General features: G+C 69.3%; 33 protein-coding genes and 1 pseudogene. 30 read left to right on the top strand and 4 right to left on the bottom strand.

The genetic code is table 11. The annotated features are described in order from the left end of the window. Positions 1-7 precede the first annotated feature (7 nt). The 27 genes from IE180_RS14835 to IE180_RS14710 all read left to right on the top strand — a co-directional run bounded on the left by IE180_RS14835 (position 8) and on the right by IE180_RS14710 (position 21,476). Positions 8-292 carry a hypothetical protein gene (locus tag IE180_RS14835; protein WP_190157329.1) on the top strand — a complete coding sequence of 95 codons (285 nt, stop codon included), beginning with the start codon at positions 8-10 and terminating at the stop codon, positions 290-292. 5 nt (positions 293-297) lie between these two features. Then, positions 298-735, top strand: a complete 438-nt coding sequence (locus tag IE180_RS14830) for an ATP-binding protein (protein ID WP_190157328.1) — start codon at positions 298-300, stop codon at positions 733-735. Positions 736-975: 240 nt separating this feature from the next. Continuing rightward, entirely contained in the window at positions 976-1,224 is a 249-nt protein-coding gene (locus IE180_RS14825) for a hypothetical protein (RefSeq protein WP_229860483.1), read from the top strand. Positions 1,225-1,261: 37 nt separating this feature from the next. Next, complete coding sequence (locus IE180_RS14820) at positions 1,262-2,683, top strand: terminase large subunit domain-containing protein (RefSeq protein ID WP_229860482.1); 1,422 nt, start codon at positions 1,262-1,264, stop codon at positions 2,681-2,683. Continuing rightward, complete coding sequence (locus tag IE180_RS14815; RefSeq protein ID WP_190157326.1) at positions 2,680-2,847, top strand: hypothetical protein; 168 nt, start codon at positions 2,680-2,682, stop codon at positions 2,845-2,847. The genes IE180_RS14820 and IE180_RS14815 overlap by 4 nt, the downstream gene beginning before the upstream one ends. Beyond that, complete coding sequence (locus IE180_RS14810; protein WP_229860481.1) at positions 2,844-4,112, top strand: phage portal protein; 1,269 nt, start codon at positions 2,844-2,846, stop codon at positions 4,110-4,112. Before IE180_RS14815 ends, IE180_RS14810 begins: the two co-directional genes overlap by 4 nt. Continuing rightward, positions 4,090-4,863: an HK97 family phage prohead protease gene (locus IE180_RS14805; protein WP_190157325.1), complete on the top strand. Its 774-nt coding sequence runs from the start codon at positions 4,090-4,092 to the stop codon at positions 4,861-4,863. The genes IE180_RS14810 and IE180_RS14805 overlap by 23 nt, the downstream gene beginning before the upstream one ends. Positions 4,864-4,931: 68 nt before the next feature. Beyond that, positions 4,932-6,200 (top strand): phage major capsid protein, encoded by a 1,269-nt coding sequence (locus tag IE180_RS14800; protein ID WP_190157324.1) that lies wholly within the window; start codon positions 4,932-4,934, stop codon positions 6,198-6,200. 41 nt (positions 6,201-6,241) lie between these two features. Then, entirely contained in the window at positions 6,242-6,631 is a 390-nt protein-coding gene (locus tag IE180_RS14795) for a hypothetical protein (protein WP_190157323.1), read from the top strand. Positions 6,632-6,661: 30 nt separating this feature from the next. After that, positions 6,662-6,868, top strand: coding sequence for a hypothetical protein (locus IE180_RS14790; RefSeq protein ID WP_190157322.1), 207 nt, complete (start codon positions 6,662-6,664; stop codon positions 6,866-6,868). Between the two features lie 12 nt (positions 6,869-6,880). Next, positions 6,881-7,435: a head-tail connector protein gene (locus tag IE180_RS14785; protein WP_190157321.1), complete on the top strand. Its 555-nt coding sequence runs from the start codon at positions 6,881-6,883 to the stop codon at positions 7,433-7,435. After that, complete coding sequence (locus IE180_RS14780; protein WP_190157320.1) at positions 7,435-7,902, top strand: hypothetical protein; 468 nt, start codon at positions 7,435-7,437, stop codon at positions 7,900-7,902. The genes IE180_RS14785 and IE180_RS14780 overlap by 1 nt, the downstream gene beginning before the upstream one ends. A 26-nt stretch (positions 7,903-7,928) precedes the next feature. Next, on the top strand, positions 7,929-8,186 hold the full coding sequence (locus IE180_RS14775) for a hypothetical protein (RefSeq protein WP_190157319.1): 258 nt from the start codon (positions 7,929-7,931) through the stop codon (positions 8,184-8,186). A gap of 3 nt (positions 8,187-8,189) precedes the next feature. Beyond that, positions 8,190-9,176 (top strand): phage tail tube protein, encoded by a 987-nt coding sequence (locus tag IE180_RS14770; protein ID WP_190157318.1) that lies wholly within the window; start codon positions 8,190-8,192, stop codon positions 9,174-9,176. A gap of 9 nt (positions 9,177-9,185) precedes the next feature. Then, a complete protein-coding gene (locus IE180_RS14765; protein ID WP_190157317.1) occupies positions 9,186-9,704 on the top strand; it encodes a hypothetical protein in 519 nt (172 codons plus the stop codon). A gap of 8 nt (positions 9,705-9,712) precedes the next feature. After that, positions 9,713-10,261, top strand: coding sequence for a hypothetical protein (locus IE180_RS14760; RefSeq protein ID WP_190157316.1), 549 nt, complete (start codon positions 9,713-9,715; stop codon positions 10,259-10,261). 70 nt (positions 10,262-10,331) lie between these two features. Next, a complete protein-coding gene (locus IE180_RS14755) occupies positions 10,332-14,006 on the top strand; it encodes a hypothetical protein (RefSeq protein ID WP_190157315.1) in 3,675 nt (1,224 codons plus the stop codon). Then, positions 14,003-16,348 carry a carbohydrate binding domain-containing protein gene (locus tag IE180_RS14750; RefSeq protein WP_190157314.1) on the top strand — a complete coding sequence of 782 codons (2,346 nt, stop codon included), beginning with the start codon at positions 14,003-14,005 and terminating at the stop codon, positions 16,346-16,348. Before IE180_RS14755 ends, IE180_RS14750 begins: the two co-directional genes overlap by 4 nt. Before the next feature lie 10 nt (positions 16,349-16,358). After that, the gene (locus IE180_RS14745; RefSeq protein WP_190157313.1) at positions 16,359-16,751 is read left to right on the top strand and encodes a hypothetical protein; all 393 of its coding nucleotides are present in this window, start codon (positions 16,359-16,361) and stop codon (positions 16,749-16,751) included. 60 nt (positions 16,752-16,811) lie between these two features. Continuing rightward, the gene (locus IE180_RS14740; protein ID WP_229860480.1) at positions 16,812-17,255 is read left to right on the top strand and encodes a hypothetical protein; all 444 of its coding nucleotides are present in this window, start codon (positions 16,812-16,814) and stop codon (positions 17,253-17,255) included. Between the two features lie 62 nt (positions 17,256-17,317). Beyond that, positions 17,318-18,139 (top strand): peptidoglycan recognition protein family protein, encoded by an 822-nt coding sequence (locus IE180_RS14735; protein ID WP_190157311.1) that lies wholly within the window; start codon positions 17,318-17,320, stop codon positions 18,137-18,139. 16 nt (positions 18,140-18,155) lie between these two features. Beyond that, positions 18,156-18,527 (top strand): hypothetical protein, encoded by a 372-nt coding sequence (locus tag IE180_RS14730; RefSeq protein WP_190157310.1) that lies wholly within the window; start codon positions 18,156-18,158, stop codon positions 18,525-18,527. A 41-nt stretch (positions 18,528-18,568) separates the two neighbouring features. Beyond that, complete coding sequence (locus IE180_RS14725) at positions 18,569-18,865, top strand: hypothetical protein (protein ID WP_190157309.1); 297 nt, start codon at positions 18,569-18,571, stop codon at positions 18,863-18,865. Beyond that, on the top strand, positions 18,834-19,052 hold the full coding sequence (locus IE180_RS14720; protein WP_190157308.1) for a DUF7620 family protein: 219 nt from the start codon (positions 18,834-18,836) through the stop codon (positions 19,050-19,052). Before IE180_RS14725 ends, IE180_RS14720 begins: the two co-directional genes overlap by 32 nt. Further along, the gene (locus IE180_RS14715) at positions 19,045-19,362 is read left to right on the top strand and encodes a putative phage holin (RefSeq protein ID WP_190157307.1); all 318 of its coding nucleotides are present in this window, start codon (positions 19,045-19,047) and stop codon (positions 19,360-19,362) included. Before IE180_RS14720 ends, IE180_RS14715 begins: the two co-directional genes overlap by 8 nt. After that, the gene (locus tag IE180_RS37190) at positions 19,359-19,487 is read left to right on the top strand and encodes a hypothetical protein (protein ID WP_268255452.1); all 129 of its coding nucleotides are present in this window, start codon (positions 19,359-19,361) and stop codon (positions 19,485-19,487) included. The genes IE180_RS14715 and IE180_RS37190 overlap by 4 nt, the downstream gene beginning before the upstream one ends. A gap of 378 nt (positions 19,488-19,865) precedes the next feature. Further along, a complete protein-coding gene (locus tag IE180_RS14710; RefSeq protein ID WP_190157306.1) occupies positions 19,866-21,476 on the top strand; it encodes a TROVE domain-containing protein in 1,611 nt (536 codons plus the stop codon). Positions 21,477-21,702: 226 nt separating this feature from the next. Here IE180_RS14710 and IE180_RS14705 read toward each other — a convergent pair whose 3' ends face one another. The 3 genes from IE180_RS14705 to IE180_RS14695 all read right to left on the bottom strand — a co-directional run bounded on the left by IE180_RS14705 (position 21,703) and on the right by IE180_RS14695 (position 22,525). Further along, the gene (locus tag IE180_RS14705) at positions 21,703-21,969 is read right to left on the bottom strand and encodes a hypothetical protein (RefSeq protein WP_190157305.1); all 267 of its coding nucleotides are present in this window, start codon (positions 21,967-21,969) and stop codon (positions 21,703-21,705) included. A gap of 9 nt (positions 21,970-21,978) precedes the next feature. Next, positions 21,979-22,158 carry a hypothetical protein gene (locus IE180_RS14700; protein WP_190157304.1) on the bottom strand — a complete coding sequence of 60 codons (180 nt, stop codon included), beginning with the start codon at positions 22,156-22,158 and terminating at the stop codon, positions 21,979-21,981. Between the two features lie 136 nt (positions 22,159-22,294). Then, positions 22,295-22,525, bottom strand: a complete 231-nt coding sequence (locus IE180_RS14695; RefSeq protein ID WP_190157303.1) for a helix-turn-helix domain-containing protein — start codon at positions 22,523-22,525, stop codon at positions 22,295-22,297. 308 nt (positions 22,526-22,833) lie between these two features. Between IE180_RS14695 and IE180_RS14690 the strand changes: the two genes are divergently transcribed. Beyond that, the gene (locus IE180_RS14690; RefSeq protein WP_190157302.1) at positions 22,834-23,070 is read left to right on the top strand and encodes a hypothetical protein; all 237 of its coding nucleotides are present in this window, start codon (positions 22,834-22,836) and stop codon (positions 23,068-23,070) included. 380 nt (positions 23,071-23,450) lie between these two features. Continuing rightward, entirely contained in the window at positions 23,451-24,224 is a 774-nt protein-coding gene (locus IE180_RS14685) for a glycosyltransferase family 2 protein (protein WP_190157301.1), read from the top strand. Positions 24,225-24,286: 62 nt separating this feature from the next. Here IE180_RS14685 and IE180_RS14680 read toward each other — a convergent pair. Further along, positions 24,287-24,403, bottom strand: a pseudogene (locus IE180_RS14680) (DUF1203 domain-containing protein); the annotation flags it as partial. A 172-nt stretch (positions 24,404-24,575) separates the two neighbouring features. Here IE180_RS14680 and IE180_RS14675 point away from each other — a divergent pair. After that, the gene (locus IE180_RS14675) at positions 24,576-25,037 is read left to right on the top strand and encodes a VOC family protein (RefSeq protein WP_190157300.1); all 462 of its coding nucleotides are present in this window, start codon (positions 24,576-24,578) and stop codon (positions 25,035-25,037) included. The last annotated feature ends 6 nt before the right edge of the window (positions 25,038-25,043 follow it).

The following is a 25,043-nucleotide window of genomic DNA, read 5'->3' as shown; positions in this document are numbered from 1 at the left end:
GGTAACCATGCAGATTGTCAGAGCGGTGCGCACCTGCCCCGCCTGCCCGTCGCAGTGGGACGCCTGGACCACCGATGGCCAGTACCTCTACCTCCGCTACCGGCACGGCATCGGCTCAGTCGAACAGCACCCCAGCCCCGATCTGGACACCTGGGGCCCCGAGTACGCACCCCTCGCCGAGTGGGACGACGGAACCGGCAACGGCGAGATCAGCCTCACCGAGTTCCTCGCCACCTCCGGACTAACGCTGGCGCCCGGCGCCACCGTAGAGGGCGAGCCGCAGGGAGGGTAGCTGCCTTGCTCTACGTCGTCACCGGCCCGCCCGCGGCCGGGAAGTCCAGCTGGATCCAGGCCCACGCCACCGCGCGGGACATCGTCATCGACCTCGACCGCATCACCGTCGCCCTCACCGGACCCGGCGCACCGCAGTGGAACCACGCCCCGATCGCCCAACGGGTAGCCCAGCGGGCCCGGTACGCCGCTATCGACGAGGCGATCCAGCACCTCGACCAGGTGGACGTGTACCTCATCCACACCCTGCCCAGCCCCAAGTGGATGGCCAAGTACAAGCGTCTCGACGCCAAGGTCATCGCGGTCGACCCAGGCGAAGCGATCGTCATGCAACGCATCGAGGCCATGCGGTCGCCGACCATGCAGGCCGTCGCCACCAAGTGGTACCGGCAGCGCTCCCGGCTCCCGCAGCCGGCCATGCCCCAGGCCTCCCGCGACTGGTGACCTGACGCCCCCACCGCCCCCCCAGTCGGGGCCATGAGCCCGGCAGACCGGGGTGCGACGAGCGGCGGCAGCCGGCTCGGCCCCGGGGGGCTGGATCAAATCTTCAGCTGGGGGGTGGGCGACCCAAAAGCCCTTGTCGCCCGCTTTTTTGCGTGGCCCGATTCCGAGATGGCGATCATGGCCCTTGTCAACCCCTTATGTCGATTTGCTTCAGTGAATCTCATGCGCTAGGGGGTGATCGTGAACGAGGACGCCATCCGGCGCGAGCTGGAGCGGCTCGGCGTCATGGATGCGCACCCGGGGCTCTCTGAGCTGGCACTTTGCCTTGCTCGGTCGGCCGATGAGGCCACTGCACCCACTGCTCTCGCGGCGGTCGCGGCCCAGCTCCGGGCGGTCATGAAGGACCTTTGCAGTTTGGCAACTCCGGTCGAGGAGGGGGACTCGCTCGATGACCTCGCTGCTCGACGCGCCAAGCGTCTCGGTGCCTGACCCTGCTACCGGCTCGCAGACCCCTCGGATCACGACCGTGCCGTCGACGCGGCTGTCCTCCTCGGGCCAAGAGGCCGTTGAGCTGGCCGCACTTGCTGGGCTGAAGCTCGACCCCTGGCAGCAGCACGTCCTCGACCTCGGTCTCAGCGAGCGGGCCGACGGCCGATGGGCCGCGTTCGAGGTCTGCGTCAACGTCCCGAGGCAGAACGGCAAGGGCGGGATCATCGAGGCCAGGCAGTTGGCCGGCCTGTTCCTCCTCGGCGAGAAGCTCATCCTGCACAGCGCGCACGAGTTCAAGACCAGCATCGTGGCGTTCAAGCGGATCGAGCAGCTCGTCATGGGATGCCCTGACCTGCGGAAACGCGTCCTTCGTGTGCGGCGGACGACGGGCGAGGAAGCGATCGAGCTCGTCACCGGGCAGGTGCTGCGGTTCCTGGCCCGCAGCGGCGGCTCCGGCCGCGGCTTCACGGGCGACTGCAACGTGTTGGACGAGGCGATGATCCTCGGCGACGACGCGATGGGCGCGCTCATGCCGACCATGTCGGCCGTGCCGAACCCTCAGATCTGGTACCTGGGTTCGGCTGGCATCGGCGGCCCGTCGGTGCAGCTCGGCCGTCTGCGGGCCCGCGCGCTGGCCGCTGTGGAGTCCGGGGAGCCGGATCCCTCGCTGGCGTACTTCGAGTGGTCGGTGGACCCGCACCGGGCCGAGTGCGGCCCGGCGTGCACCGAGCACTCGGACCCGGACGATCCGGCCGCGTGGGCGGTCGCGAACCCGGCGCTCGGCATCCGGATCACGGAGGAGCACGTCCGCAACGAGCGGCTGTCCATGGGCAGCGGCGGCATCTTCGAGCGGGAGCGGCTCGGCGTGGGCGACTATCCGAGCGACGGGGCCGACACCTGGCAGGTCATCGGTGAGGACGCGTGGCGGGCGCTGGCGGACCCGCAGTCCCGCCCGGAGGGGGCGATGGCCATGGCGATCGATGCCACGCCGGAACGGTCGCATGCGGCGATCGCTGTAGCGGGCCCGTGGCGGGGCGGTACGCACGTCGAGGTCATCGATCACCGGCCAGGCCTCGGCTGGGTTGTCGAGCGGGCGCTGGAGCTGCACGAGCGGCACAAGCCGAAGTGTTGGGTGGTGGATGCGGGCGGGCCGGCCGGGTCGCTGCTCCAGGACCTCGCCGATGCCCTCGGCGTGGAGATCGTCTCGCCGAAGCCGAGGGAGATCGCTCAGGCCGTCGGCCAGTTCTACGACGCGGTCGCCGAGCAGGGGATCAGCCACCTGGACCAGCCACCCCTCGCGGTGGCCCTGGCGGGCGCGCAGAAGCGCCCCCTGGGCGACGCCTGGGCCTGGGCCCGGCGGGGCGTCAGCGTGGACATCAGCCCGCTGGTGGCGGCCACGCTGGCCCGCTGGGGGCTCGGTGTCGAGGTCGAGGACGAAGGGACGCCGAACCTGTGGTGACCAGGCTGCTGTTCGTGCTGGAGGCGCTGTTCGTCCTGGCCGCGGTGGCTGGGGTGGGGATGTGGTCGGTGCCGGCGAGCTTGGTGCTGGCCGGGGTCCTGGGTGTCGTGGCGGTCGAGCGTGAGCAGGCCGGACGGAAGGCGAAGGAGGTGAGGCGACGGTGAGTCTCTTCGGGCTGTTCGAGCGACGGGGCGTGGAGAATCCGGCTACGCCGCTGACGTCTGCCTCACTGGCGCCGCTGCTGGGCGGCGGGATGCCGCTGGAGTCGGGTGAGGTGGTCACGGAGACCACCTCCCTGCGGATGCCTGCGGTGTGGCGGGCGGTGTCGGTGGTGGCGAACGTGGCGGCGTCGCTGCCGCTGCACACGTACACGACCGGGACGAAGGACCGGGTGACGGTCGAACTGCTGGAGAACCCCCACCCGGAGCTGACCCGCTTCGAGCTGTGGCGGCTGGTGTATGTGCACCGGCTGCTGTGGGGCAACGCGTACCTCCAGAAGGTCACCAACGGCGCCGGGCAGGTCGTGCAGCTCTGGCCGATTCGGCCAGACCGCGTGAAGGTCGACCGCGAGAGGCCAAGCCCGGAGAACCCCAGCGGCAAGGCGTTCTGGGTCCAGGCCGAGCAGGCCGGTGCCCGGCTGCGCCTGACGTCCCAGGAGATCCTGCACCTGCCGGCGCTGGGGTACGACGGGGTGACGGGCTGCTCGCCGATCCGTGCGGCGGCTCAGGGCATTGGTCTGGGGATCGGGGCGGAGCGGTCGGCGGCTCGACTGTACGGCTCGGGCAACATGATCTCCGGGGTGCTGCAGACGGAGCAGCGGCTCCAGCCGGACCAGGCGGCGGCGCTGAAGGCGTCGTGGCGGTCGAAGATGGGCGGCTCGGGTGCGGCGCACGACGTAGCGATCCTGGACTCCGGAGCGAGCTTCCAGCCGGTCGCAATGCCGTACAAGGACTCCCAGTTCTTGGAGTCCCGGCAGTTCCAGGTGACCGAGGTCAGCCGCATGTTCGGCGTGCCGCCCTTCCTGCTGATGTCCACCGAGAAGTCCACTAGCTGGGGCACGGGCCTGGAGCAGCAGGCGCAGGGATTCGTGACTTGGGACTTGGCGCCGACGTGGCTGACGCCGACCGAGCAGCGTGTGAGCAAGGAACTGCTGCCGACGACGCAGTACGCGAAGTACCAGCTCGGCGGCCTGCTGCGGGGCGACTCGGCAGCGCGGGCCACGTTCTACCGGGCGATGCGGGATGTGGGCGCGTTCTCGGCGAACGACATTCTCGCGCTGGAGGACCAGCCCCCGATCGACGGCCCCGAGGGCGACATCCGGCTTCAGCCGATGTCGATGGCACCGCTGGGCTACGACCCGAGCATCAAGGCGCCGGCAGCTTCGCCGGAGGCAGAGGAGGGCAGCGATGCCGAAGACACCAACGACTGAGCGCCGCGGCCTGAGTCTGGCCACGGCCGGATTGCAGGTCCGGGCGGCCGACGAGGAGGGCGGCGCGCGGCCGGGGTTCACCGGCCATGCCGCCGTCTTCAACTCGCGGACGGCGATCGGAAACCCGCTGACCTGGGGCTTCTACGAGGAGATCGCCCCGGGCGCGTTCACCAAGACGATCAGAGAGGGCGATGCCCGGATGCTGGTCGACCACGACACCCGCCTCGTGGTGTCCCGGGTGTCGGCCGGGTCGCTGCGGCTGGCGCAGGACCAGATCGGCCTGGCGGTCGACGCGGACCTCGACGACCGGCTGTCCTACGTCAGCGACCTGGTGGTCAACCTCGACAACCGCAACATCACGGGCATGAGCTTCGGCTTCCAGGTCGTCAAGGACGACTGGCAGATGGTCGACGTCGAGACGGTCGATGGAGACAGGGCCGAGGCCGAACTGCGGATCATCCGCGAGGTGAAGCTCTTCGAGGTGTCGGCCGTCACCTTCCCTGCCTACGAGGACACCACGGCCGCGCTGCGGTCGGTCGGTGTTGCGCTGGCCGCTCGCGGTGACGACGCCGCGATCGCACGCCGGGCCGCGTTCCGGCCCGAGCTCAACGACTTCCGCCGCGAGCCGGAACCGGAGCCGGTCTCCGACCCCACTCGCGACGACGACGCAACCCAGCCGGGAGAGACCACTGGGGCCCGTCAGGCGATGCGCATGGAGGCGCTCGCCGCCCGCTTCCGCCTCGCGCGGTAGCTGCTCTCACGACCACTCTCCGCCCCCGCCGAATCCGGCGCCGGGGCTATTCGTGCTGGGAGGCACACGTGACCACCACTCTTCAGGGCCTGCTCGACAAGCGGGCTGCCGCCTGGGAGAAGGCAAAGGAAATCGAGTCCCGGGCCGCATCCGAGGCGGAGATGTCTGCCGAGGACCGCTCAGCGTGGGACGCCGCGCTCGCCGACGTCCAGCAGCTGTCCGAGGACATTGAGCGCTTGGAGCGCCACCAGAAGCTCGCGGCCGTCGACTACTCGCAGGTCATCACCCCGGACGCCGACACCAAGGAGGCGGAGGAGGCCCGCGAGCGCCACGGCGGCAAGCAGGGTGTCGAGGCGTACACCATGGCGTGGCGGTCCTGGATGCGTGACGGCAACCAGGACCTCACCTCCGAGGAGCGCAGCGTGCTGCGCACCGGCTGGATCGACGGCAAGGAGCTGCGAGCGGCGGGCGTGGCAACCGGCGCCGCCGGCGGCTACGTCGTGCCGACCGAGTTCCGGGCCAAGATGGTCGAGTCGATGAAGTTCTTCGGCGCGATGCGGCAGGTCGCCGAGGTCATCACCACGGAGTCCGGCGCGAAGATCCAGTGGCCGACGAACGACGACACCGCGAACGTCGGCGCGATCCTGTCGGAGAACACGCAGGTCACCGAGCAGGACGTGACGCTCGGCCAGCAGGAGATCGACTCCTACATGTACACCTCGAAGCTGGTGCGGGTCTCGCTCCAGCTCCTCCAGGACAACGTCCTGGACTTCGAGGGCTGGCTGGCCCGCAAGCTCGGCGAGCGCATCGGCCGCATCCAGAACGCCCACTTCACCACCGGCACCGGCTCCAGCCAGCCGGAGGGCATCCAGACGAACGCCGGCATCGGCAAGACGGGCGGCACCGGGCAGACCACGTCGGTCACCTACGACGACCTGATCGACCTCATCCACTCCGTCGACCCCGCCTACCGCCTGTCGGGCCGGGTGCAGTTCATGCTCGCTGACTCCACCCTCGGGTCCGTCCGCAAGCTGAAGGACTCCCAGAACAGGCCGCTGTGGGAGCCGTCGATCCAGGCCGGCGTGCCGGACCGGATCCTGGGCTACTCCTACACCGTCAACCAGGACATGCCGGCCATGGCCGCGAACGCGAAGTCGATCCTCTTCGGCGACTTCTTCGCCGGCTACCTGATCCGCGACGTCCAGGACGTGCAGCTGCTGCGTCTGTCGGAGCGCTACGCGGACTACCTGCAGGTCGGATTCTTGGCCTTCGCCCGGTCCGACGGCACGCCGCAGGACACCGCCGCCTACAAGGCGTACCGCAACTCCGCGACCTGATCGGCCAATCCCCGCCCGCCACGAGGCAGAAGGAGCAGGACATGGCGACCACGCCGAAGAAGGAGGAGGCCCCGGAGTCCGGGGTGCTCCAGGACAAGCCCACCGCCGCCGCGGCGAAGGCGGGCGACCATGACCGGATCGTCATGGCGTCGCGCCGCCCGGACGGCACGCCGGACCAGATCGCGCCGGAGTTCATCGGCGACAAGGACGTGGCGCTCGCCGCGGCCAAGGAGCAGCTCGCTGTGCAGGCCGCGTCCGCCGTGGACGTCGCGGCCCGCGGGGTGTCCTCCTCGCCGGAGGGCGACGGGGCGACCGCACCGCCGGACCCGGAGATCCAGGCGCTGAAGGACGCCCAGGACAAGGCCCGCGAGGAGGCCGAGGCCCGCGCGGAGCGCGAGGTCGGCAAGCTGCACCAGGGCCTGGGGGACTGACCCGTGGCCCGGATCCGCATGCTGACTGGCGTGTCCGGGCCGGGGTTCGTCTGGCGGCCGGGCGAGATCGTCGATCTGCCCGGCCCCGAGGCCTCGGTCTGGGCCGACGGTGTTCGCGCCGAGCTGGTCCGCGACGAGCCGATGGAGACCCCGGAAGGGGCAGCGGCCAAGCCGGAGCGCGCGGCCCGCAAGAAGGCGGCCACGGGGCGTGGCCGCCGCGAGCCTCGCACCTCGTAGAGGGGAGGACCTGTGCCGCTGCTGACCCTCGACGAGGCGAAGTCCATCCTGGCCCTGCCCGCTGGGACGCAGTACGACGACGAGCTGACCGTGTACATCGAGGCTCTGACCGAGGTCATCGAGGGGTTCGTCGGCCCGATCGAGGCCCGCGAGGTTGTCGAGCAGGCCGACGCCCGCGGGCAGACCCTGGCCCTCCTCCAGGTCCCGGCCCTGTCGCTGACGTCCTTCTCACCGGTCCTGTCTGGCGGGTCGGCTGTCGACGTGGCAGGCCTGCACCTGGACGGGGCGAGCGGCGCTGTTGGGCGGCTGGACGGCGCCGCCTGGACCGGCGGCCCGTGGACCGTGACCTACCAGGCCGGCCGGACCACCGTGCCTGCCTCGCTCACCGTGGCTGCACGGCTGCTGCTCCAGCACTGGTGGCGCACCCGGTACGGCGCGGCCCGCGGCAACCCGGGCGGCGGCGAGGACTACGACGTCAACGAGCCCGTGCCCGGCTACGGATATGCGATCCCCAACCGGGTGCTCCAGCTCCTGGAGCCTTACCGCCGTCCGCCGGTGGTGGCGTGATGGCGACCTCCCGCGTCCCGGCCGCCGTCGATGCGCTGCTCGCGATCCTTCGCGCGGATCCCGCCCTGGCCGATGTTCTGGTCCTGGACGGGCCGCCGTGGCAGGACCTCACCGGTACGGAGCGGATCTACGTCGGCTGGCAGCCGTCGGAATCTCCTGCTGTGTCCTTGGTGCAGGACTTCAACTCGGCCGGGGCTCGCACCCGGGACGAGGAGTTCACGATCAGCTGCTACGCCGAGGCCTGGGCCGGGGACACGGACATGCAGCCTCGGCGGGCCCGAGTGTTCGAGCTGGTCGCAGTGGTCGAAGAAGCGCTGCGGGCGACCGACGCGGCACCCGAGGCGCCGACCCTGAACGGCGCGGTCCTGTGGGCCCACATCACGTCCGGGGATCTTGCCCAGGACCAGACCACCGACGGCGCGCGCGCTGGCCTCCCGTTCGCGGTTTCTTGCCGCGCCCGTATCTGACCCCCCCTTCCTGAAGGAGTACTGCCATGGCGCGTGTGCGCTTCATCGGCCCGGAGCCGGTCACCGTGCCGGAGCTCGGGGGCCGAGTAGTCGAGCCCGACCAGCTCGTCGAGGTCCCGGACGACAGGTACGAGGGCTACGTCTGCCAGACCACGATGTGGGAGCCGGTCGAGGAGCCCACCTACCGCGGTGAGGACGAACCGGAGACGGTCGCCTTCACCGGCACCGAGACCGTGGCCGTCAAGAAGACCACCGCGGCCAAGCCGCAGAAGTCGGAGGGCTGATCCATGGCGATCGGATCCGGGCTCGGCGCGCAGATCGGCATCGCGACCGAGAGCAGCTACGGCACCTTCGTGGCGCCGACGCGCTTCATCGAGTTCACGAAGGAATCGCTGGCCCTAAAGAAGACGACGGCCCAGAGCTCGGGCATCGCCGCGGGCCGGCTGATGGCGCTGTCGTCGCGGCGTGTGGTGACGCAGCGGCAGGCGTCGGGCTCCATCGAGATGGAGGTCACCAACAAGGCCATGGGCGTCCTGCTCCAGGCGTTGATGGGGACCTCGGTCACGCCGGTGCAGCAGGGCGTGACGACCGCCTACCTGCAGACGCACACCCTGGCGGACACGTGGGGCCGGAGCCTCACGATCCAGAAGGGCGTGCCGATGACGACCGGCACGGTGACCGACAAGACCTTCCTCGGCTGCAAGATCGTCTCGGCCGAGTTCAGCTGCGAAGTCGGCGGCATGCTGACCGCCAGCTTCGAGTTCGACGCCAAGGACTGCGACGAGACGCAGACGCTCGCGGTCGCGAGCTACTCGTCGATGTCGCCGTTCCACTTCGGGCAGATGGGCCTGAAGACGGGCAGCTTCGGCGCCGAGACCGCGCTCGACGGCGTCCGCAAGGTCAGCATCAAGATCGAGCGCCCGCAGGCCACCGACAGGTTCTACGCGAACCAGTCCGCGCTGAAGGCCCAGCCCATCAGCAACGACTTGGTCAAGGTGACCGGCTCGCTGGAGATGGACTACGTCGCCACGACCGTGGACGACCTCCACACCAGCGACGGTGCGACGTCCCTCGTCTGGGAGTTCATCGGCCCCATCATCGCGTCGACCTACGCGGAAACGTTCCGGATCAAGGTCCCCGCCATCAAGATCGACGACGCTCCGCCGACCGTCGACGGGTACGGCGTGGTCCGCCCGACCTTCAACTTCACGGGTCTGTACGACGGCACGAACCCGGTCGCCATCGAGTACATCAGCTCGGACGTCACTCTGTAGGAGGTCGCTGTGGCCGTCGGCAACGTGCAGATCACCGGGACCGGTCAGCTCATTGAGCTGTCCCGGCGTCTGAAGATGGCTGGCGGCCCACGCCTGAAACAGAACTTCTCCCGCCGGATTCGCCGCGCGGGCGAGCCGCTGAAGAACGACATGCAGCAGACGATTCGGTCCCTGCCAATCACCGCCGACCCACGTAAGCCTGGATCGCGCGGCGGGCCCTCGCCGACTACGCGCCCGCTGCGAGCAACGGTTGCCGAGGCCGTTCGACTGTCCGTCCGAACGGCTGGCAATCCGGGTGCACGGATCTGGATGGACACCAGCCTTCTGCCCTCCGACTTGAAGGGCATGCCGAAGGCCATGAACAAGGCAGACGGCCGGATCCGCCACAAGGTCTTCGGCAACAAGAAGCGCTGGGTGAACCAGCACACCACCCCTTTGTGGTGGGACAAGACCGTCCAGCGTCACCAATCCCGGATGCGCGCCGAGGTCGCCCGCGTCCTCGACGACGTGCGCCGCACCATCACCTAGGAGAAACCTTGATCATCGTGTATGCCCCGGCCGGCGGGGAGGAGCAGCACTTCGACGCCCGGACGATGCGGGTGTCGGAGGTGTCGATCGTCTCGCGGACGATCGAGCAGAAGTGGCCGCAGATCCAGCAGGGCCTGGCCGACGAGGATCTCGACGCGATGCGCGGCGTGGCCTGGGTCCTTGCCAAGCGGGTGAATCCGTCGCTGCGCTTCGGGGACTTCGACCCGGCTGTCGACGAGCTCAGCACGCGGATGGACAAGGCCGAGATCGAGAACTACGTAACCGGCGCAGTGCTCATCGCCCGGCAGGAGCCGGACATCACCGAGGAGAGGGTCCGCACGCTGGTCGAGGGCGTCGTCCTGGCGGTGGCGCTCGACCCCGAGCACGCCCAGCGCATGATCGACAAGGCGCTCGCCGAGGCCCCAAAAGACCAGCCGGAGACGGCCGGCCTGTCGAACGGCGACCCGACACCTGCGTCGACGAGCAGCGATCTCAGTACCTCGGACTCTTCGCCCACCTCCTCCACATCCCCCCTGCCGGAGTCGACGACCTCCTGATCGAGGACTTCGAGCGGCTGGTGGCCTGGATCGACCGGCATCTCGCAGCCCAGACCGCAGGGAGTGACTGATGGCGTCCAGCCGGCTCAGCTTCGTTCTCGATGGCCGCGACAACCTGTCTCGCGTCTTCGACCGGGCTGGGGATGCCGCGACCCGTATGTCTCGCCGGGTCCTGGTTGCGTCCATCAACTCGGACGCGGCTGTCAGACGGTTCGCGAACAACTCCATCCGCAGCATGGCGGAGATGGACACCTCCTCGCACGACAGCGCGAAGGCCATGGAGGCACTGCGGGGTGCCGCGATCAGCCTGGCGCCGGCCGCCATCCCGATCGCGGCGGCTTTCGCGCCGATCGCCGTCAACGCAGGCGCGGCGGGGCTTGCGGTGGGAGCGTTCGGCGCCGCGCTGGCCGGACAGATCGGCCCGCTGGGCGAGGCGGCGGAGGCGGAGAAGAAGTACACCGACACGGTCGCGGAGAGCGGTGCCCGGTCGGAGGAGGCGATCAAGGCTCAGGCTGACTATGTCCGCCAGGTGGGGAAGTTGCCGCCGGCGACACGGCAGGCGGCGGCTGCACTGTCGGTGCTGAAGGACGAGTACAAGGGCTGGTCCGACAGCCTGGCCGAGCAGACCATGGCGCCGGTCACGAAGTCGTTTGCTGTCCTGGGTGCGCTTCTCCCGAAGCTGACGCCGCTGGCGCAGGGAGCCTCGCACGAGCTGGACCGGCTGGTGACGGTCATCGGCGGGGCGGTTGCGTCGCCCGGATTCGACTCTTTCGCGAACCGCCTCGACGGGTTCGCGACGGGGGCGATTCGGCGTGCGAACGATGCGCTGATCCACCTGATGCGGACCACGGACAGCGGGCAGATCGGCGGTGCGTTCTCCGAGTTCATGGACTTCGCCCGCGCTCAGGGCCCCGTGGTCGCGGACACCCTTCGGTCTGTGGCGACCGCCCTCCTCAACGTGCTGCAAGCCGGCACGGATGTCGGCGTGGGGATGCTAACCGTGGTCAACGGGCTGGCGGGCCTGGTGGCCGCGGTCCCGCCGGGGGCGATCACCGCCCTCTTGCAGCTCGCGATCGCTATCAAGGCCGTCCGGCTTGCCGCTATCGGCTTGGCGGCTGGCCGGGCGGCGCTGGCGGGGTTCGCGACCACGGTTCTCGCGATGCGGACCGCGGCGGCCGGGGCGAGCGGCCCTATGGCAACGCTGACCGCGTCGTTCGGCGCCCTGTCCCGGGGCGCGAAGCTCGCCCTGGCTGGCACTGGCATCGGTCTGTTCGTGATTGCGCTGTCTGAGCTGTCGCAGATGGGCCGGCAGGCGCCGCCCGATGTGGACCAGCTGACGCTGTCCCTGAAGCAGCTGAACGCCACAGGGCAGGCGACAGGCGAGGCGGCGAAGACGTTCGGCAGTGACCTCGGCGGCCTGTACGACAAGGTCCGGTCGCTGACCGATCCGAGCACAACGGACGATGTCCAGCAGTTCATCGTCACCCTCGGCGGCCTGGGTAGCTGGGATTCCACCCCGGTCAAGGACGCCAAGGACAACCTGGACGCGATCGACCAGGCACTCGCGAGTCTGGTGTCGAGCGGTCGGCCGGAGCAGGCCGCGGCGGCGCTGGAGCGGTTGACGGCCGAGTACGGGCAGGGTGGCCGGGACACGGCTGCGTTCACGGGGGCGATGGACGCGTACCAGTCGGCGCTGGCCGACTCCAAGTTCGAGCAGGACTTGGCTGCGGCGTCGATGGGGCTGTTCGGTCAGCAGGCGGTCGCGACGAAGGCGAAGCTGGACGCGCAGAAGGCCAGCGCAGACGGGCTGCGGCAGTCGCTCCAGGCGCTCAACGACGTCAACCGCGCGGGCCTGGGCGGGCAGATCGCTTTCGAGGCGGCCCTCGATGCGACGGCCAAGGCGGCGCAGACGAACGCGGGCGCCTGGGGCAAGAACGCCAGCACCTACAACCTGGCGACGGAGAAGGGCCGGGCGGCAGCCACTGCGCTGAGTGATCTGGCGGCGAAGACCGACGCGGCCACGGCGGCCGCGCGCGAGTCCGGGGCGTCGTGGTCCACAGTCAACGGGATCTACGACCGGGGCCGGACCGCACTCATCGCGTCCGCCCAGCAGATGGGTCTCAGCGAGACGGCTGCCCGGAACCTGGCCAATCAGATCCTTCGGACGCCCGACAAGACCGCGCGCCTCAAGGGCAACATGGAGGACCTGCAGGCGAAGCTGAACTCTGCGAAGGCACAGCTTGGCAGGGTCCCGGACTCTCGAAAGGCACAGGTCCGGGCGAACATCGCCCAGCTGGAAGCGCAGCTGGCGGAGGCCCGCCGGAAGCTGGCCGCGATCGACGGCACGGTCGCGACTGCCTCCGTGATGGTCACCTACCGCCAGCAGCACTCCGGAGCCAGCGACTTCACGAAGGCGATCGGCGGCTATGCGGGTGGCGGTGACCCCCGTCCGGGCGAGGTTGCGTGGGTCGGAGAGAACGGCCCGGAGCTTGTCCGGTTCGGCCGGGGCGGCGCTCACGTCTACGACCACGACACCTCGATGGGCATGCTGCGCCAGCTCGGCGCCGGGCAGGATGTGGGCGCCGGCCTGGCGGCCGGGATGCTCCAGTCCCGGACCGGCGTGGAGCAGGCGGCGCGCGGCATGGCGGCCGGTGTCGAGGCCGGCGTCCGGGCCGAGCTCCAGATCGCCAGCCCGTCGAAGAAGATGATCGCCCTGGCCAAGGACACCGGCCGAGGGATGATCGTCGGTCTGACCGGGACGAAGGCCCAGATCAAGGCCACGGCTATGGACCTGGTCAAGGACGTCTGGGCGGCGTGGAAGGGCCAGAAGACCAACGTCGACAACGACTTGGTCAAGCTGATCAACCGCGATCACGCCAAGCTCCAGGCCCTGGCCAGCAAGCGGGACGCGCTGCGGACCAAGCTCGGGAAGGCCCAGGAGCTCCTGAAGTCGCGGATCGAGGAGCGGGACCGGTACTCGTCCGACATCCGGTCTCAGGCGCGGTCGGACTCCGGCCTGTCGAGCCTCGGCCTGGAGGCGAAGCAGGTCACCGCTTCGTCGATCAAGCAGGGCCTCGGGCAGAAGCTCGCCAAGCTGCGGCAGTTCACCAAGTGGGTCGGGATCCTGACGAAGCGCGGGATCAACCGGAACCTGCTGCGGCAGGTCTTGGCGATGGGTCCGGAGGAGGGCTACGCCTACGCGAGCGCGCTGGTCGGCATGTCCAACGCCGACCTCAAGGCCGTCAACTCCCTGCAGTCCCAGATCGACAAGGAGTCCGACACCCTCGGCAAGAACGCTGCGAACACGATGTACGGCGCCGGCGTGGCCTCGGCCCAGGGGCTCGTCGCGGGCCTGAAGTCGCAGGAGAAGGCCGTCGTCGACCAGATGTACAAGTTGGCGAAGGCGATGGAGAAGGCCATCAAGAAGGCCCTCGGCATCAGGTCGCCGTCGAGGGTCGCCCACGGCATCGGCCTCAACTTCGGCCAAGGCCTCAGTGGCGGCACTCTCGCCTCCCTGCCGCTCGTCGGCCGGGCGGTCGACACGGTCGCAGGCCGGATGGCAGGCATCCGGCCCATGGCCGGCGCGTCTGCCGGCCTCGGCGTCCCGGCCGCAGCTGGGGGCGGATCACCGGTGTACATCACGGTCCAGGGGGCGGTCGATCCGGTGTCGACCGCCAAGCAGATTCGGACGCTGCTGCTGAAGGACAAGCGCACCAACGGCGGAAAGGATCTGGGGATCGGATGAGCAGAGTGACCGTGCAGTGCGGGTTCGGGTACTCGCCGATCGCATCGGACATCGCGTGGACCGACATCACCCGGTACATCGCGTTGTCCGACAGCGAGGGAATCTCCATCGGCCGCGGAGCGGGGGATGAGCTGTCGGACACGCAGACCGGGACTTTGTCCGTGGCCGTTGACAACTCGGATGGACGGTTCACGCCCGGAAACGCGTCATCGCCGTACTACCCGAACGTCCGCCGGAACGCACCGATCAGGGTAATCACGACCGTGCTGGGCGGGATCAACTTCCTGACCCAACCGGGCTTCGAGACCAATGACGGGAGCTGGACCGCAGTCGCCGGAGCCGCGCCTGCCAGCGTCGGACTGGACGCGGCTCACGTGAAGTCTGGGACGAACGCGCTGAAGATCGCGTGGGCAACCGCGGGGACCGGCGGCGTGGTGGCTTGCCAGCTGTACGGGCTTACGGTGGGCGTGTCGTACACGGCGTCGGTCTACGTGTGGGTGCCGGCCGGAGATCCGGCGGTCCGGCTCGACGTCGACGGCACCACCGTCGGCGCCGCGTCGACACTGACCGGAACGTTCCAGCGGATCTCCGTCACATGGACCACGACTGCGGCCTCCCATCTGCTGCGGATCACCACGACCACGACGTCACCGTCCGCGGGCGACTTCGTGTGGATGGACGAGGCCCAGGTCGAACAGGGATCCACGCCGACCGCCTGGTCGTCGACTCCGGCCACGCATCACACTCGCTTCTACGGGATGGCCACGTCCTGGCCGATGAGCTGGGAGGGCCTGTACTCGCAGGCGCAGATCACCGCGAGCGACATGCTGAAGTGGACGTCAAGGCGGCCGGCGCTGGGCCCGATGTTGGTCGAGGAGATCCAGTCCGACGGGGCCCAGCTGTACTACCCGCTGTCCGAGCCGGAGTCGTCCGCGACAGCTGGGGATCAGTCGGGGTACTCGCGGCCCTCGATGACGATCGGGCAGTCCGGGGCTGGTGGGACGCTCACGTTCGCGGCCGGGGTCGGGGCGTCGTCCGACGGCCTGGGCGCACCGCTGTTCGCCCCGGCGTCGGCGACGGACGGCAAGTACCTGCGGTGCAGCGTGTCGCCTCTGCTGACCTCCAGCGGAGCGACTGGCACGCCGATCCCGGGAACCCAGATCTACGAATGCTGGTTCAATACGGGCACCAGCGGCCGGACCATCATGACGTGGTCATCCGGGGCCACCCCCGCTTTCGACAGCGGGATCCGCTTCCTTCTGGAGTCCGGCACAGGGAAGCTGCAGGTTACCGAGTTCTTCTCGGTCGGGCCGACGACCTACACCCTCGCCACCCCGAACCTCGCCGACTCGACGATCCACCAACTCGTATGGGACGAGGCTGCACAGAAGGTTTGGGTCGATGGCGTTCAGTACTCCGTGGCTACGAGCACGTGGCAGGACCGCCTCGTCCTGACCATCGGCGCCACCGAGACCGGCACCAGCCTGTGGGTGGGCACCATCAGCCACGTTGCCGCCTACGTCGTCAACGGCGCCGGCCCCGCGACCGCCGACATCGTCGACCACTACGGCGTCGGTACCACCGGCAAGTCGGGCGAGACGGCGGATGCCCGCATGACCCGCCTTGCGTCATATGTGAAGATCCCCGGGGTCGTCACGTCCGGCACGTTCTCGACGGTCGCGTCGCAGGGCGAGCTGGGGGCGAGTCCGCTGTCCCACATGCGGGACGTGGAGCGCACGGAGGGCGGGAAGCTGTTCGCCGACCGGGCCTCGGCTCAGCTGGTGTTCCAGGCGAGGACGGTCCGCTACAACCCGGCCAGCACGGTGACCCTCGCCTACTCCGACCTGGAGACACCCGGCGTGGAATTCTCCGACGATGACCAGAAGCTGATCAACCTGATCACCGCGAGCAGGCCGGGCGGAGCCACGCAGCGGATCCAGGACGCCGACTCGATCAGCCTCTACGGCGTGTACGAGGAACAGCTCGACGTCCTCAAGACGTCGGACTCTGCGGTGATCGACGCCGCGACGTGGGCGATCATCCGATATGCCGACCCTCTGCCGGAGATGCGGCAGCTCCCTGTCGAAGCCTCCACCCTCGGGGTCACTACGTACCGGGCTCTGCTCGACGCGGACATCTCCAGCGTCATGACCGTCACGACTCTGCCGAGCCAGGCCATGGCGTCCACGGTGACCGTGACGGCGGAGGGCTACACCGAGCGCATCCTGCAGAACCGTCACTTCCTCGACTTCCACGTAAGCCGCTCGGACACCGACAGCGTGTGGGTCCTCGACGACTCCACCTACTCGGTCCTGGGCAGCACGACTCGCCTCGCCTACTGAGAGGACTCCCATGGGAGCGATCACCAGGGCGGAGGACTTCTACCGTCCCCCGCCCACCCTCGACCCTGCTGCTTGGGACGGGGATGCCCCGGCGGAACGAGTGATCCGCTGGACCGAGCACCACCAGCAGCGGCGCATCACCACCGACCCGGCCGCCCAGGCAGGCGAGCTGTACGCCCGGATCAACCACAGCAGGTGGGTGGCCGACTGTACCTGTGGCTCCGCGCAGATTGTCACGCCTGCCGACCCGCGCATGTGGTGCGTGGTGTGCGGCGCCGGCTGGTGGTCGCTCGTTTTCCCTGCAGACATCGATGCCGTCGAGGAGTCGCTCGCCGCCCTGCCCGTCATCGAGCGGAACTGGTGGGCGGTAGCTGACCCCGTGTTCCCAACTCTGGAGGTCTGACCCATGGCTCTTGCTGTACCCCGCACGTGGGTTGTCGGTGAGGTCGTGACCGCGGCCTACATGAACGCTGAGATCCGCGACCAGTTCACCGACCTGCTGGCGGCATGGACCGCGTACACGCCGACCTGGACGGCAGCCACCACGAACCCGGTCCTCGGCAACGGAACGATTGTCGGCAAGCACCGGAAGATCGGCCGGCTGGTCAACTTCCAGATTGACCTGACCATGGGCTCGACGACCACCTACGGTTCCGGCGCCTGGTCCCTCACGCTGCCGTTCGCGGCCGCGGCCTCGTCCGGCAGCCGCATCGGCGTGGCGCAGGCCCTCGGCGGCAGCCGCTTCCCGGGGCAGGTCGTCATCAGCCCCAGCGCCACGGGCACCAGCCCGTTCTTCCCGGCATCGGCATCCGTCTCGAACCTGTCGTCCGTGGCCGCGACCACCCCGTTCGCCTGGGCCAGCGGCAACGAACTCCGCATTACCGGCACATACGAATCCGCCACCTGACCCCTGACCACCCCGCACGCCCCGAGCCGTCGGCCGGGGCTTTCGTCATGTATGGAGGCCTCATGGCCTGGTACCCCGGTGCCATCAAGCTGGAGCTGCAACCGGAGTCGGACTCCCAGCCGGCCATCAGGCCGACGCAGTTCATCTTCCACAGCATCGCCGCCCCCTGGGACGAGCGCCGTATCTACGAGTACTGGCGCGACTCGACGAACCTGGAAAGCCACTTCGGGCTCGACTTCGACGGCAGCCTGGGTCAGTTCATCGGAACGCAGACTCGGGCCGACGCGAACTACCGGGCGAACCTTCGCGCCGACGGCACGGGCGCCATTTCTCTCGAGAGCGCCTCGAACCTCGAGCACACCGACCCGTGGACACCGGCGCAGATCGAGGAGCTGATCAACGTCGGCGTCTGGGCTCACCAGACCCACGGCATTCCGCTGCGGATCTGCCGCTCGTGGGATGACCCCGGCTTCGGTTACCACGCGCTGTACCCGGAGTGGGCCGTCTCGGGCACCGCCTGCCCGGGCGCCGCTCGCATCAAGCAGTTCAAGGAGATCGTCTTCCCGGGCATCGTAGCCCGCGCGAACGGACAGCAGGAGGAACCCGACATGGACGCCACGCAGGCCAAGCAGCTCGCCGAGCTCCACAAGGCGCTCGTGCCCTACAAGGGCTGGGACTACAGGGGCAAGGGCACCCTCGACGCCTGGGCCCTGCTCAACAACCTGACCGCGCAGGTCTCCGCGCAGACCGCCGCGATCAAGGCGCTCGCCGGGCAGCTCGGCGACGATGTCGACACTGCCACGGTCGTCGCCGCCGTCGAGAAGGCCATCGCCGACGCCGTCGTGAAGGTGTCCGTCGACGTCACCGGCCCCACCAACTCCTGACCAGAACGGATCACCCATGAGAATCTTCGGACGCGAACCCGTCTACATCCTGGCCCTCGTGGCCATCGCCCTGAAGTTGTCGGCTGCCTACGGTCTCGACGTCTCGGCCGCACAGCAGGGCGCCATCATGGCCGTCCTGTCCCTGGCCGTGGCGCTCGTCACCGCGATCGTGCTGAAGACCGGCGCCGTCGGGGCCGCGATCGTGAACCTCGCGCAGGGCGCGCTCGCGCTCTTCCTGGCCTTCGGGCTGCACATAGACGCTGAGACCCAGTCTTTGTGGATGGCCGCCGTCGAGGGCACTGTGGCCCTCCTCATCCACCGCGAGGTCACCGCCCCCGTCGGCCCGCTCGCGATCGAGCAGCGCAGCCCGGTCAAGGCGGGCGCCTGACCTTGCCCGTGCCCAATCCACCTCAAGGGGGAGAAGCGGCCGTGACCGAGATCCTGGGTTTCACCCCCACCAACATGAGCCTGTCCGGGCTCCTCGCCCTCGTCGTCCTCCTCGTCCTGACCGGCCGGCTCGTGCCCCGCTCCACCCTGCAGGACATGCGGGACGAACGGGACACCTGGCGGGCCGCGCACATGGAGTCCGAGGCGGCGCGGCAGGCCGAGCGGGAGCAGGTCACCGAGCTCCTCGAACTGTCCCGCACGGCAGGCCACGTGCTCACCTCGCTGCCGAAGCCCGGGGAGGTGGCCGATGCTGAGCTGGCTGAAGCGCCTGACACGTAAGCGCCGCTCCACCCCGGGGCAGCGAGCCGCGAGTGGGGCCCTGGCCCGCGCCCAGCGGGACCGGATCGCCGCCGAGGAGCGCCGGCCCGAGGTCGAGGAAACCGCCCGGCTCCTGCGCGCGGCCCGGTACGAGAACCATTTCGCGGAGAGGATCGCCGCCGCGTACCGGGGGGTGCCCGATGCCTGACCTGACCGTCGACCAGTGGATCAACGTGGGCGCGTCCGCCCTCGCGTTCCTGACGTGCTGCGTGTGCGCGCTCGTCTACCACCTGCGGGCGCCGTGGTGGAAGTCGGACGTGGGCCGCAACCTCATGCTGTTCGCCGGCGCTGTGGGCGGCCTGTGCCTCTATACGATGCTCATCACCCTCTGGCCGACGGGCTGCCCTGCGGTCGTGCTGCGGGGCATGCGCACTGTGGTCCTGCTGGCCGTCGCGGCGCTCATGCTGCAGCGGACCCTACTCATCGTCCGTGCGCAGGCTAAGGAGCGCGTGAAGTGACCGATAGCTCTCCCGACCAGCCCGTGCAGCCGCTCGTCGACCTGTCGGTCGCGGACGCCGAGACCCTCGTCGACATGGGCGTCCTTGAGCCACAGCCCGAGCCGGAACCGCACCCCGAGAGCTGACAACGCCCCTCCTTCGCTATGGCGAGGGAGGGGCAATTTTGCGCTAGCCAACTGATATCGGTAATCCCTGTGCACTATCAGCCACTTCGGCTAAAGTTGGCCCCACAACTTCATGCACCTCCCGGTGCGCTGGCCGCGGTTACTTCTTCTGGTGAAAACACCGCAGCCGACATTGATCTCGGGAGGCACAGCATTGGGGGTGCCCGGTGCGAAGGCGACGGATACTTCTCCTGCTAAGAGAGAGACCCGGGTTCGAATCCCGGCCATCGACCCATGCGGTCGAAGGTAGCTCAGCGGCCCAGAGCACTTTGTCCCCGTCGCCGACCTTGATCTCGGGCACCCCACTGCTGCCCTCCCCTCCACGTGAGGGGCTTTTTCATGACCCGCTTCAACAGTCGCGGCACCCGTCCGGCCGTCAGCTCTCCCGTCGCCACGACCGGCGAGCGCACCCGTACCCACGAGGGTGGTGCCGGCCACCTCCGCGACAGCCGCTCCGAGCTGTTCCTCCTCGCCGTCGCCAACATGGTCGGCCAGGACACCTTCTACGAGACCGGCGGCCAGCGCGACGACCGCTACACCGCCCTCGTCCGGCAGCTTGCCGTCGAGGACCCCGCATGGACCGCCGGACTCCTGGCTTGGCTCCGCGGCCCCGGCAACATGCGCACCGCGTCCATCGTCGGCGCCGCCGAGTTCGCCTACGCCCGCCTCGCCGCGGCGAAGGGCGACAGCGGCCTCGGTCACCAGGTCGCCATCGAGCAGCAGGACGCGGGCTGGAACCGCCGCGTCATCGGCTCCGTTCTCCAGCGCGCCGACGAGCCCGGCGAGCTCCTCGCCTACTGGACGTCCCGCTACGGCCGGGCCATCCCCAAGCCGCTCAAGCGCGGCATCGAGGACGCCCTCGGCTCGCTCTACACCGAGCGGTCCCTGCTGAAGTACGACACCGCCGGCAAGGGCTACCGCTTCGGTGACGTCGTCGAGCTCGTTCACCCCACGCCGAAGGCCCTGTGGCAGGGCGACCTGTTCGGGCACGCCATCGACCGCCGCCACAACCGCGACAAGCCGATCCCCGAGTCCCTGCAGCTTCTCCACACCCGCGCCGCCATCAGCGAGTGGGACACCGACAAGCGCCGCCAACTGCTGCGCCGACCGGACGCCGCCGAGTTCCTGAACCACGCCGGGATGACGTGGGAGGCCCTCGCCGGGTGGTTGCAGGGCCCCATGGACAAGGAGGCCTGGGAGGCGATCATCCCGTCCATGGGGTACATGGCCCTGCTGCGGAACCTGCGGAACTTCGACGAGGCGGGCGTCTCTGACGACATCGCCGAGCAGGTCGCGAAGCGGCTGTCCGACCCGCAGGAGGTGGCGCGCTCGCGACAGTTCCCGTTCCGGTTCCTGGCCGCGTACAAGCACGCCCCGTCGCTGCGCTGGGGTCACGCGCTGGAGAAGGCGCTGGGCTACTCGCTCGCGAGCGTACCGGCGCTGCCGGGACGGACGCTGGTCCTGGTGGACCGGTCGGGGTCGATGTTCGGCGGGCTCTCGGAGCGCACCCAGCTGAACCGGGCCGACTCCGCCGCGGTGTTCGGCACGGCGGTCGCCGCGCGCGCGGAGCAGGCCGACCTGGTGGAGTTCGGTACGACCAGCCGACTGGTGCCGCTCGGGAAGGGTGAGTCGGTCCTGCGCGTCCTGGAGCGCTTCCACGACCTCGGCGGCACGAACACCACCGAGGCGGTCCGAGCCCACTACCGTGGCCACGACCGGGTCCTGATCGTCACCGACGAGCAGGCCTCGTACAGCTACTACGGAGACCCCACCGCACAGGTCCCGGCCAGCGTGCCGGTGTACACCTGGAACCTGGCTGGCTACCAGGCCGGGCACGGGCCGTCCGGGAGCGCGAACCGGCACACGTTCGGCGGCCTGACCGATGCCGCGTTCAGGATGGTGCCGCTACTGGAAGCCGGGCGGGATGCGTCCTGGCCCTGGGAAGCCTGACCTGAACAGCACTCCGCCCCCTCCCGCTTCGGCGGGAGGGGGCTGCTTTGTCGTACCTACTGGAGAGTTCTCGCCACACCTCTACCCCGATGGCTGATTTCGGGTGCATGCTGTCGGCACGGCCTCCCCGCCACCCCCGTCGGGGGAACCGCCACGGCCCCGCCTGCTGCTGCGATGCAGGCGGGGCCGGGCGCTGCCCGGACGCGACGGGCCAGGGCGGGCGACTCTACTTCTTCGCCTTCTCCGCTTCCTTGCGCTTCTTCTCCGCGTACTTCTCGGGATGGAGTACGGCGAGCTTCAGCTCGGCCTCCACCTCAAAGCGCGGCTGGCCCGTAGCTTTTGCATGCGTCGTGACGGCTTCCTGGCAGGCCTCTGCGGAGGTGAGCCAGGGCCGCCATGCTTCGGCGCTGTAGGGGCTTGCGGTGGCCTCGCGCTGGGCGTCGACCGCGGCCTGCTGCAGCTGGATGAGTTCGTCGGAGAGTTCGATTGGCACAGCGGGATCCTAGGCCGCAAGGGCCTGCTGGCTCTGCATCGCCTCGCCCCAGGCGGCCACGAGCACCTGGTAGATCCGCTGCTCGTCCGCGGTCAGCGGGCGCCGCTGCTCGCCGGCGCGGGCATGCAGCTCGCAGATGGCGTCGTTCAGAGCTTCGGGACTGAGGCTCTCCCTGTGCGAATCGGGCATGCGCCAAGGCTACGGCCCGGGTCTGACAGTGGCCCGCCTTGCGGGGCGCGCGTAGCCAAATAGATGCACTAGGCCACTGTTGCTGTCCGGAAACGTTCGGCATGCTCGGGTGTCGTGACCGGTGGCGGGGCTGTGGTCAGGGGAGGAGGTCTCGCGTGGGCAGGTTAAGGGCGCGGGCGACGCGGGCGAGGTGGCTGAATTTGGCGTCGTTCTGGCCGCGCTCTATGCGCTGAAGAGTTGAGCGATCGATGCCGGCGCGCTCGGCCAGCTGCTCTTGGGTGAGGTCGGCGTAGAGGCGGGCGTCACGGACTCGCAGCCCGAGCGCCTGCTGGGCGCTGATGATCCATTCGGGCTGGTCGGCGGGCACGCGTCCAAGCTCGAACGGTCATGATCATTTGTCAGCAGCTACTCTGCCGCTTTCTGTGATCATGGTTCAACTCTGGCCGGAAGGGTACGACCGGAAGTGGCTTGTTCGTCCCTAGCCCTGCGGCGCCCTGGCATATGCCGCAGGGCTAGAGGTACCTTTCGGAATAGAACACGTGTTCACTCGAAAGGATGAACCACCAGGTGACAGGCATCTCCGTTGGTCATAAGGAAGGGCAGGCTGAACAGCTGCGCCCTCTATGTACTGGTGCGGCTCCGAGCCGCCACACGGCCACAGCAACGGAGACCGCCATGACTCCAGACGCGATCCTCGCCCTCTACGACTGGACGACCGGAGCCTGCTTCCGGTGTGGCCAGGCGGATCTGTTCGTGACGCGTCTCGACGAGATCATCACCCCGAGAGGGGAGCGGTACGAGCTCTCATCGTGCGGGGCCTGCGTGCTCGACATGGAAGAGGAGCGCCGGCGCTTCGCTGAACGCAGGGGGCGAACCTACGAACCCGGCGAGCTGGGGGGCGCGGGTTCGTAGACAAGGCAGTCGCCTTCGACGCAACGCTCTGACCTGCCTGTAGACACTCTGGATGGCCGACCTGGCGGGGGAGTGGCTGGGGAGAATGTGGGGAGTGGGGAGCGTCAGGGGAGGGGCAGATCGGAACCCGTTTACCCCTCGTCGCTCCCCATCGGAACAGATCGGAACGGGTCGGAACAGGGAAAACGCAAGGGTCGACCGCCCTTGCGTTTCACTCCTCAGGTCAGAAAAGATTGGGGCACAGAACCCGGCGTACAGCCCGACTCGTCTGTCGGCCCGCGTGGGGAGGGCCTTCGACCGGGTTCCGCCCGGTCGGAGGCCCTCCTGCGGTTCCAGTGCTTGAATGGACCGTCCTCTTCGGCCTGACAAGGAGAAGTGCTGTGCCCCTGGTGTCCGTCGTGATGCCCGTGTACAACTCGGCAGCGACGCTCGGTGCGGCGGTTCGCTCGGTCCTCACGCAGACCCATGGCGATCTGGAGCTGCTGGTCACCGACGACAAGTCCTCCGACGACTCCATGGACCTGCTCATGGAGTTCGCCCGGCAGGACGAGCGCGTCAAGCCTGAGTCGGCCCCGGAACAGGGCGGTGCCGGCCGGGCACGGAACCTCGCCATCGAGCGGGCCCGGGGGGACTACGTCGCCTTCCTCGACAGCGACGACATGTGGCTCCCGGAGAAGACCGAGAAGCAGCTCGCCTTCGCCGCGGAGGGCACCGCGCCTCTGACGTTCACCTCGTACTTCAAGATGGACGCCGACCACGAGGGCGAGAGCACCGACTTCGTTCCGAACGGCCGGGTGGTCCGTGCGCGGGAGCACGTGGACTACCGGGCGATGCTGGTCCGGGACCACATCGGTGCGCTCACCGCCATGTACGACCGCAACGTCCTGGGCACGAGGCTGATGCCGGAGATGCGCAAGCGCCAGGACTACGCACTCTGGCTGTCGATCATGCGGGACGGCGCCGACGCCCGGGGCCTGGCCGAGCCGCTCGCGGTGTACAGGGCCCACCAGGCGGGTTCGCTGTCCTCGAACAAGCTGTCTCTCGTCCGGTACAACTGGGAGCTGTACCGCGAGCACGAGCGGCTTTCGGTCCCCCGGTCGACGCGGGCGCTGGCCGGCGCCGCGTGGCAGTCGCTGCGCAACTCGCGGATTTAGCACGTCCGGCGCACGGTGAAGCCCCGCCTGAACCCGTCCGTCGGCATCGCGGGAACGCGGTGTCAGGGGCGCCGGACCTCGAAGTCGAAGCAGCCGTACTCGACCGCCCGGACGTGTACCAGGACCACCGCCGGGTCGGCGAAGGCCTCGGCGAGGGCCCGGTCGAAGCCGTCGGCGGGGACGGCGCGGGCGGTGGCGGTGTGGGTGCTCATGAGGCCAGGGTGCCGAGGGGCGCCCCGTACCGCCGGCGCGATTCGGACGGCGTGCTGAGGCGCCCGGTGTCCGCCGGACGATTGTCAGAGGGCTCCGATACGGTCGGCTCGCGAACCGCTACGAAGGGAGCGAGTCCCCATGAGCAACCGTTTCCAGGTCACCTTCGACGCCCACGATCCCCGTGCGCTGTCCTCCTTCTGGCGTGACGCGCTGGGGTACGTCCATCCCGGGCCGCCCGGGGTCGAACTGCCCGAGGGCACCGACCCGTTGGCGGCCTGGGACGACTTCCTCGCGAGGATCGGCGTACCGGAGGCGGAGCGCGACGCCAGGTCCGCCATCGAGGACCCGGACGGGCGGGGCCCGCGCGTCTTCTTCCAGCGGGTGCCGGAGGACAAGGCCGCCAAGAACCGGGTGCACCTCGACGTCCGCGCCGCCCCCGGGCTCGTGGGGGAGGAGCGCATGGCGGCCCTGGAGGCCGAGTGCGACCGGCTCGTCGGCCTCGGGGCGAAACGGGTGCGCCGCTTCGAGCCCGCCCCGCCGATGAGCGGCGGCCACATCGTGATGACCGACCCCGAGGGCAACGAGTTCTGCCTGGACTGAACCGTC

It is taken from the genome of Streptomyces litmocidini (assembly GCF_014649755.1).
GTDB lineage: Bacteria > Actinomycetota > Actinomycetes > Streptomycetales > Streptomycetaceae > Streptomyces > Streptomyces litmocidini.
Note: the sequence above shows the minus strand (reverse complement) of the source record. Positions and strands in the feature narration are given on the sequence as shown.

Coding starts and splice junctions, on each gene's coding strand:
- IE180_RS14835 (WP_190157329.1), top strand. CDS start 8: ATGCAGATTGTCAGAGCGGTGCGCACCTGCCCCGCCTGCCCGTCGCAG.
- IE180_RS14805 (WP_190157325.1), top strand. CDS start 4,090: ATGCCGAAGACACCAACGACTGAGCGCCGCGGCCTGAGTCTGGCCACG.
- IE180_RS14795 (WP_190157323.1), top strand. CDS start 6,242: ATGGCGACCACGCCGAAGAAGGAGGAGGCCCCGGAGTCCGGGGTGCTC.
- IE180_RS14780 (WP_190157320.1), top strand. CDS start 7,435: ATGGCGACCTCCCGCGTCCCGGCCGCCGTCGATGCGCTGCTCGCGATC.
- IE180_RS14775 (WP_190157319.1), top strand. CDS start 7,929: ATGGCGCGTGTGCGCTTCATCGGCCCGGAGCCGGTCACCGTGCCGGAG.
- IE180_RS14770 (WP_190157318.1), top strand. CDS start 8,190: ATGGCGATCGGATCCGGGCTCGGCGCGCAGATCGGCATCGCGACCGAG.
- IE180_RS14755 (WP_190157315.1), top strand. CDS start 10,332: ATGGCGTCCAGCCGGCTCAGCTTCGTTCTCGATGGCCGCGACAACCTG.
- IE180_RS14750 (WP_190157314.1), top strand. CDS start 14,003: ATGAGCAGAGTGACCGTGCAGTGCGGGTTCGGGTACTCGCCGATCGCA.
- IE180_RS14745 (WP_190157313.1), top strand. CDS start 16,359: ATGGGAGCGATCACCAGGGCGGAGGACTTCTACCGTCCCCCGCCCACC.
- IE180_RS14740 (WP_229860480.1), top strand. CDS start 16,812: ATGAACGCTGAGATCCGCGACCAGTTCACCGACCTGCTGGCGGCATGG.
- IE180_RS14735 (WP_190157311.1), top strand. CDS start 17,318: ATGGCCTGGTACCCCGGTGCCATCAAGCTGGAGCTGCAACCGGAGTCG.
- IE180_RS14730 (WP_190157310.1), top strand. CDS start 18,156: ATGAGAATCTTCGGACGCGAACCCGTCTACATCCTGGCCCTCGTGGCC.
- IE180_RS14720 (WP_190157308.1), top strand. CDS start 18,834: ATGCTGAGCTGGCTGAAGCGCCTGACACGTAAGCGCCGCTCCACCCCG.
- IE180_RS14715 (WP_190157307.1), top strand. CDS start 19,045: ATGCCTGACCTGACCGTCGACCAGTGGATCAACGTGGGCGCGTCCGCC.
- IE180_RS14710 (WP_190157306.1), top strand. CDS start 19,866: ATGACCCGCTTCAACAGTCGCGGCACCCGTCCGGCCGTCAGCTCTCCC.
- IE180_RS14700 (WP_190157304.1), bottom strand. CDS start 22,158: ATGCCCGATTCGCACAGGGAGAGCCTCAGTCCCGAAGCTCTGAACGAC.
- IE180_RS14690 (WP_190157302.1), top strand. CDS start 22,834: ATGACTCCAGACGCGATCCTCGCCCTCTACGACTGGACGACCGGAGCC.
- IE180_RS14675 (WP_190157300.1), top strand. CDS start 24,576: ATGAGCAACCGTTTCCAGGTCACCTTCGACGCCCACGATCCCCGTGCG.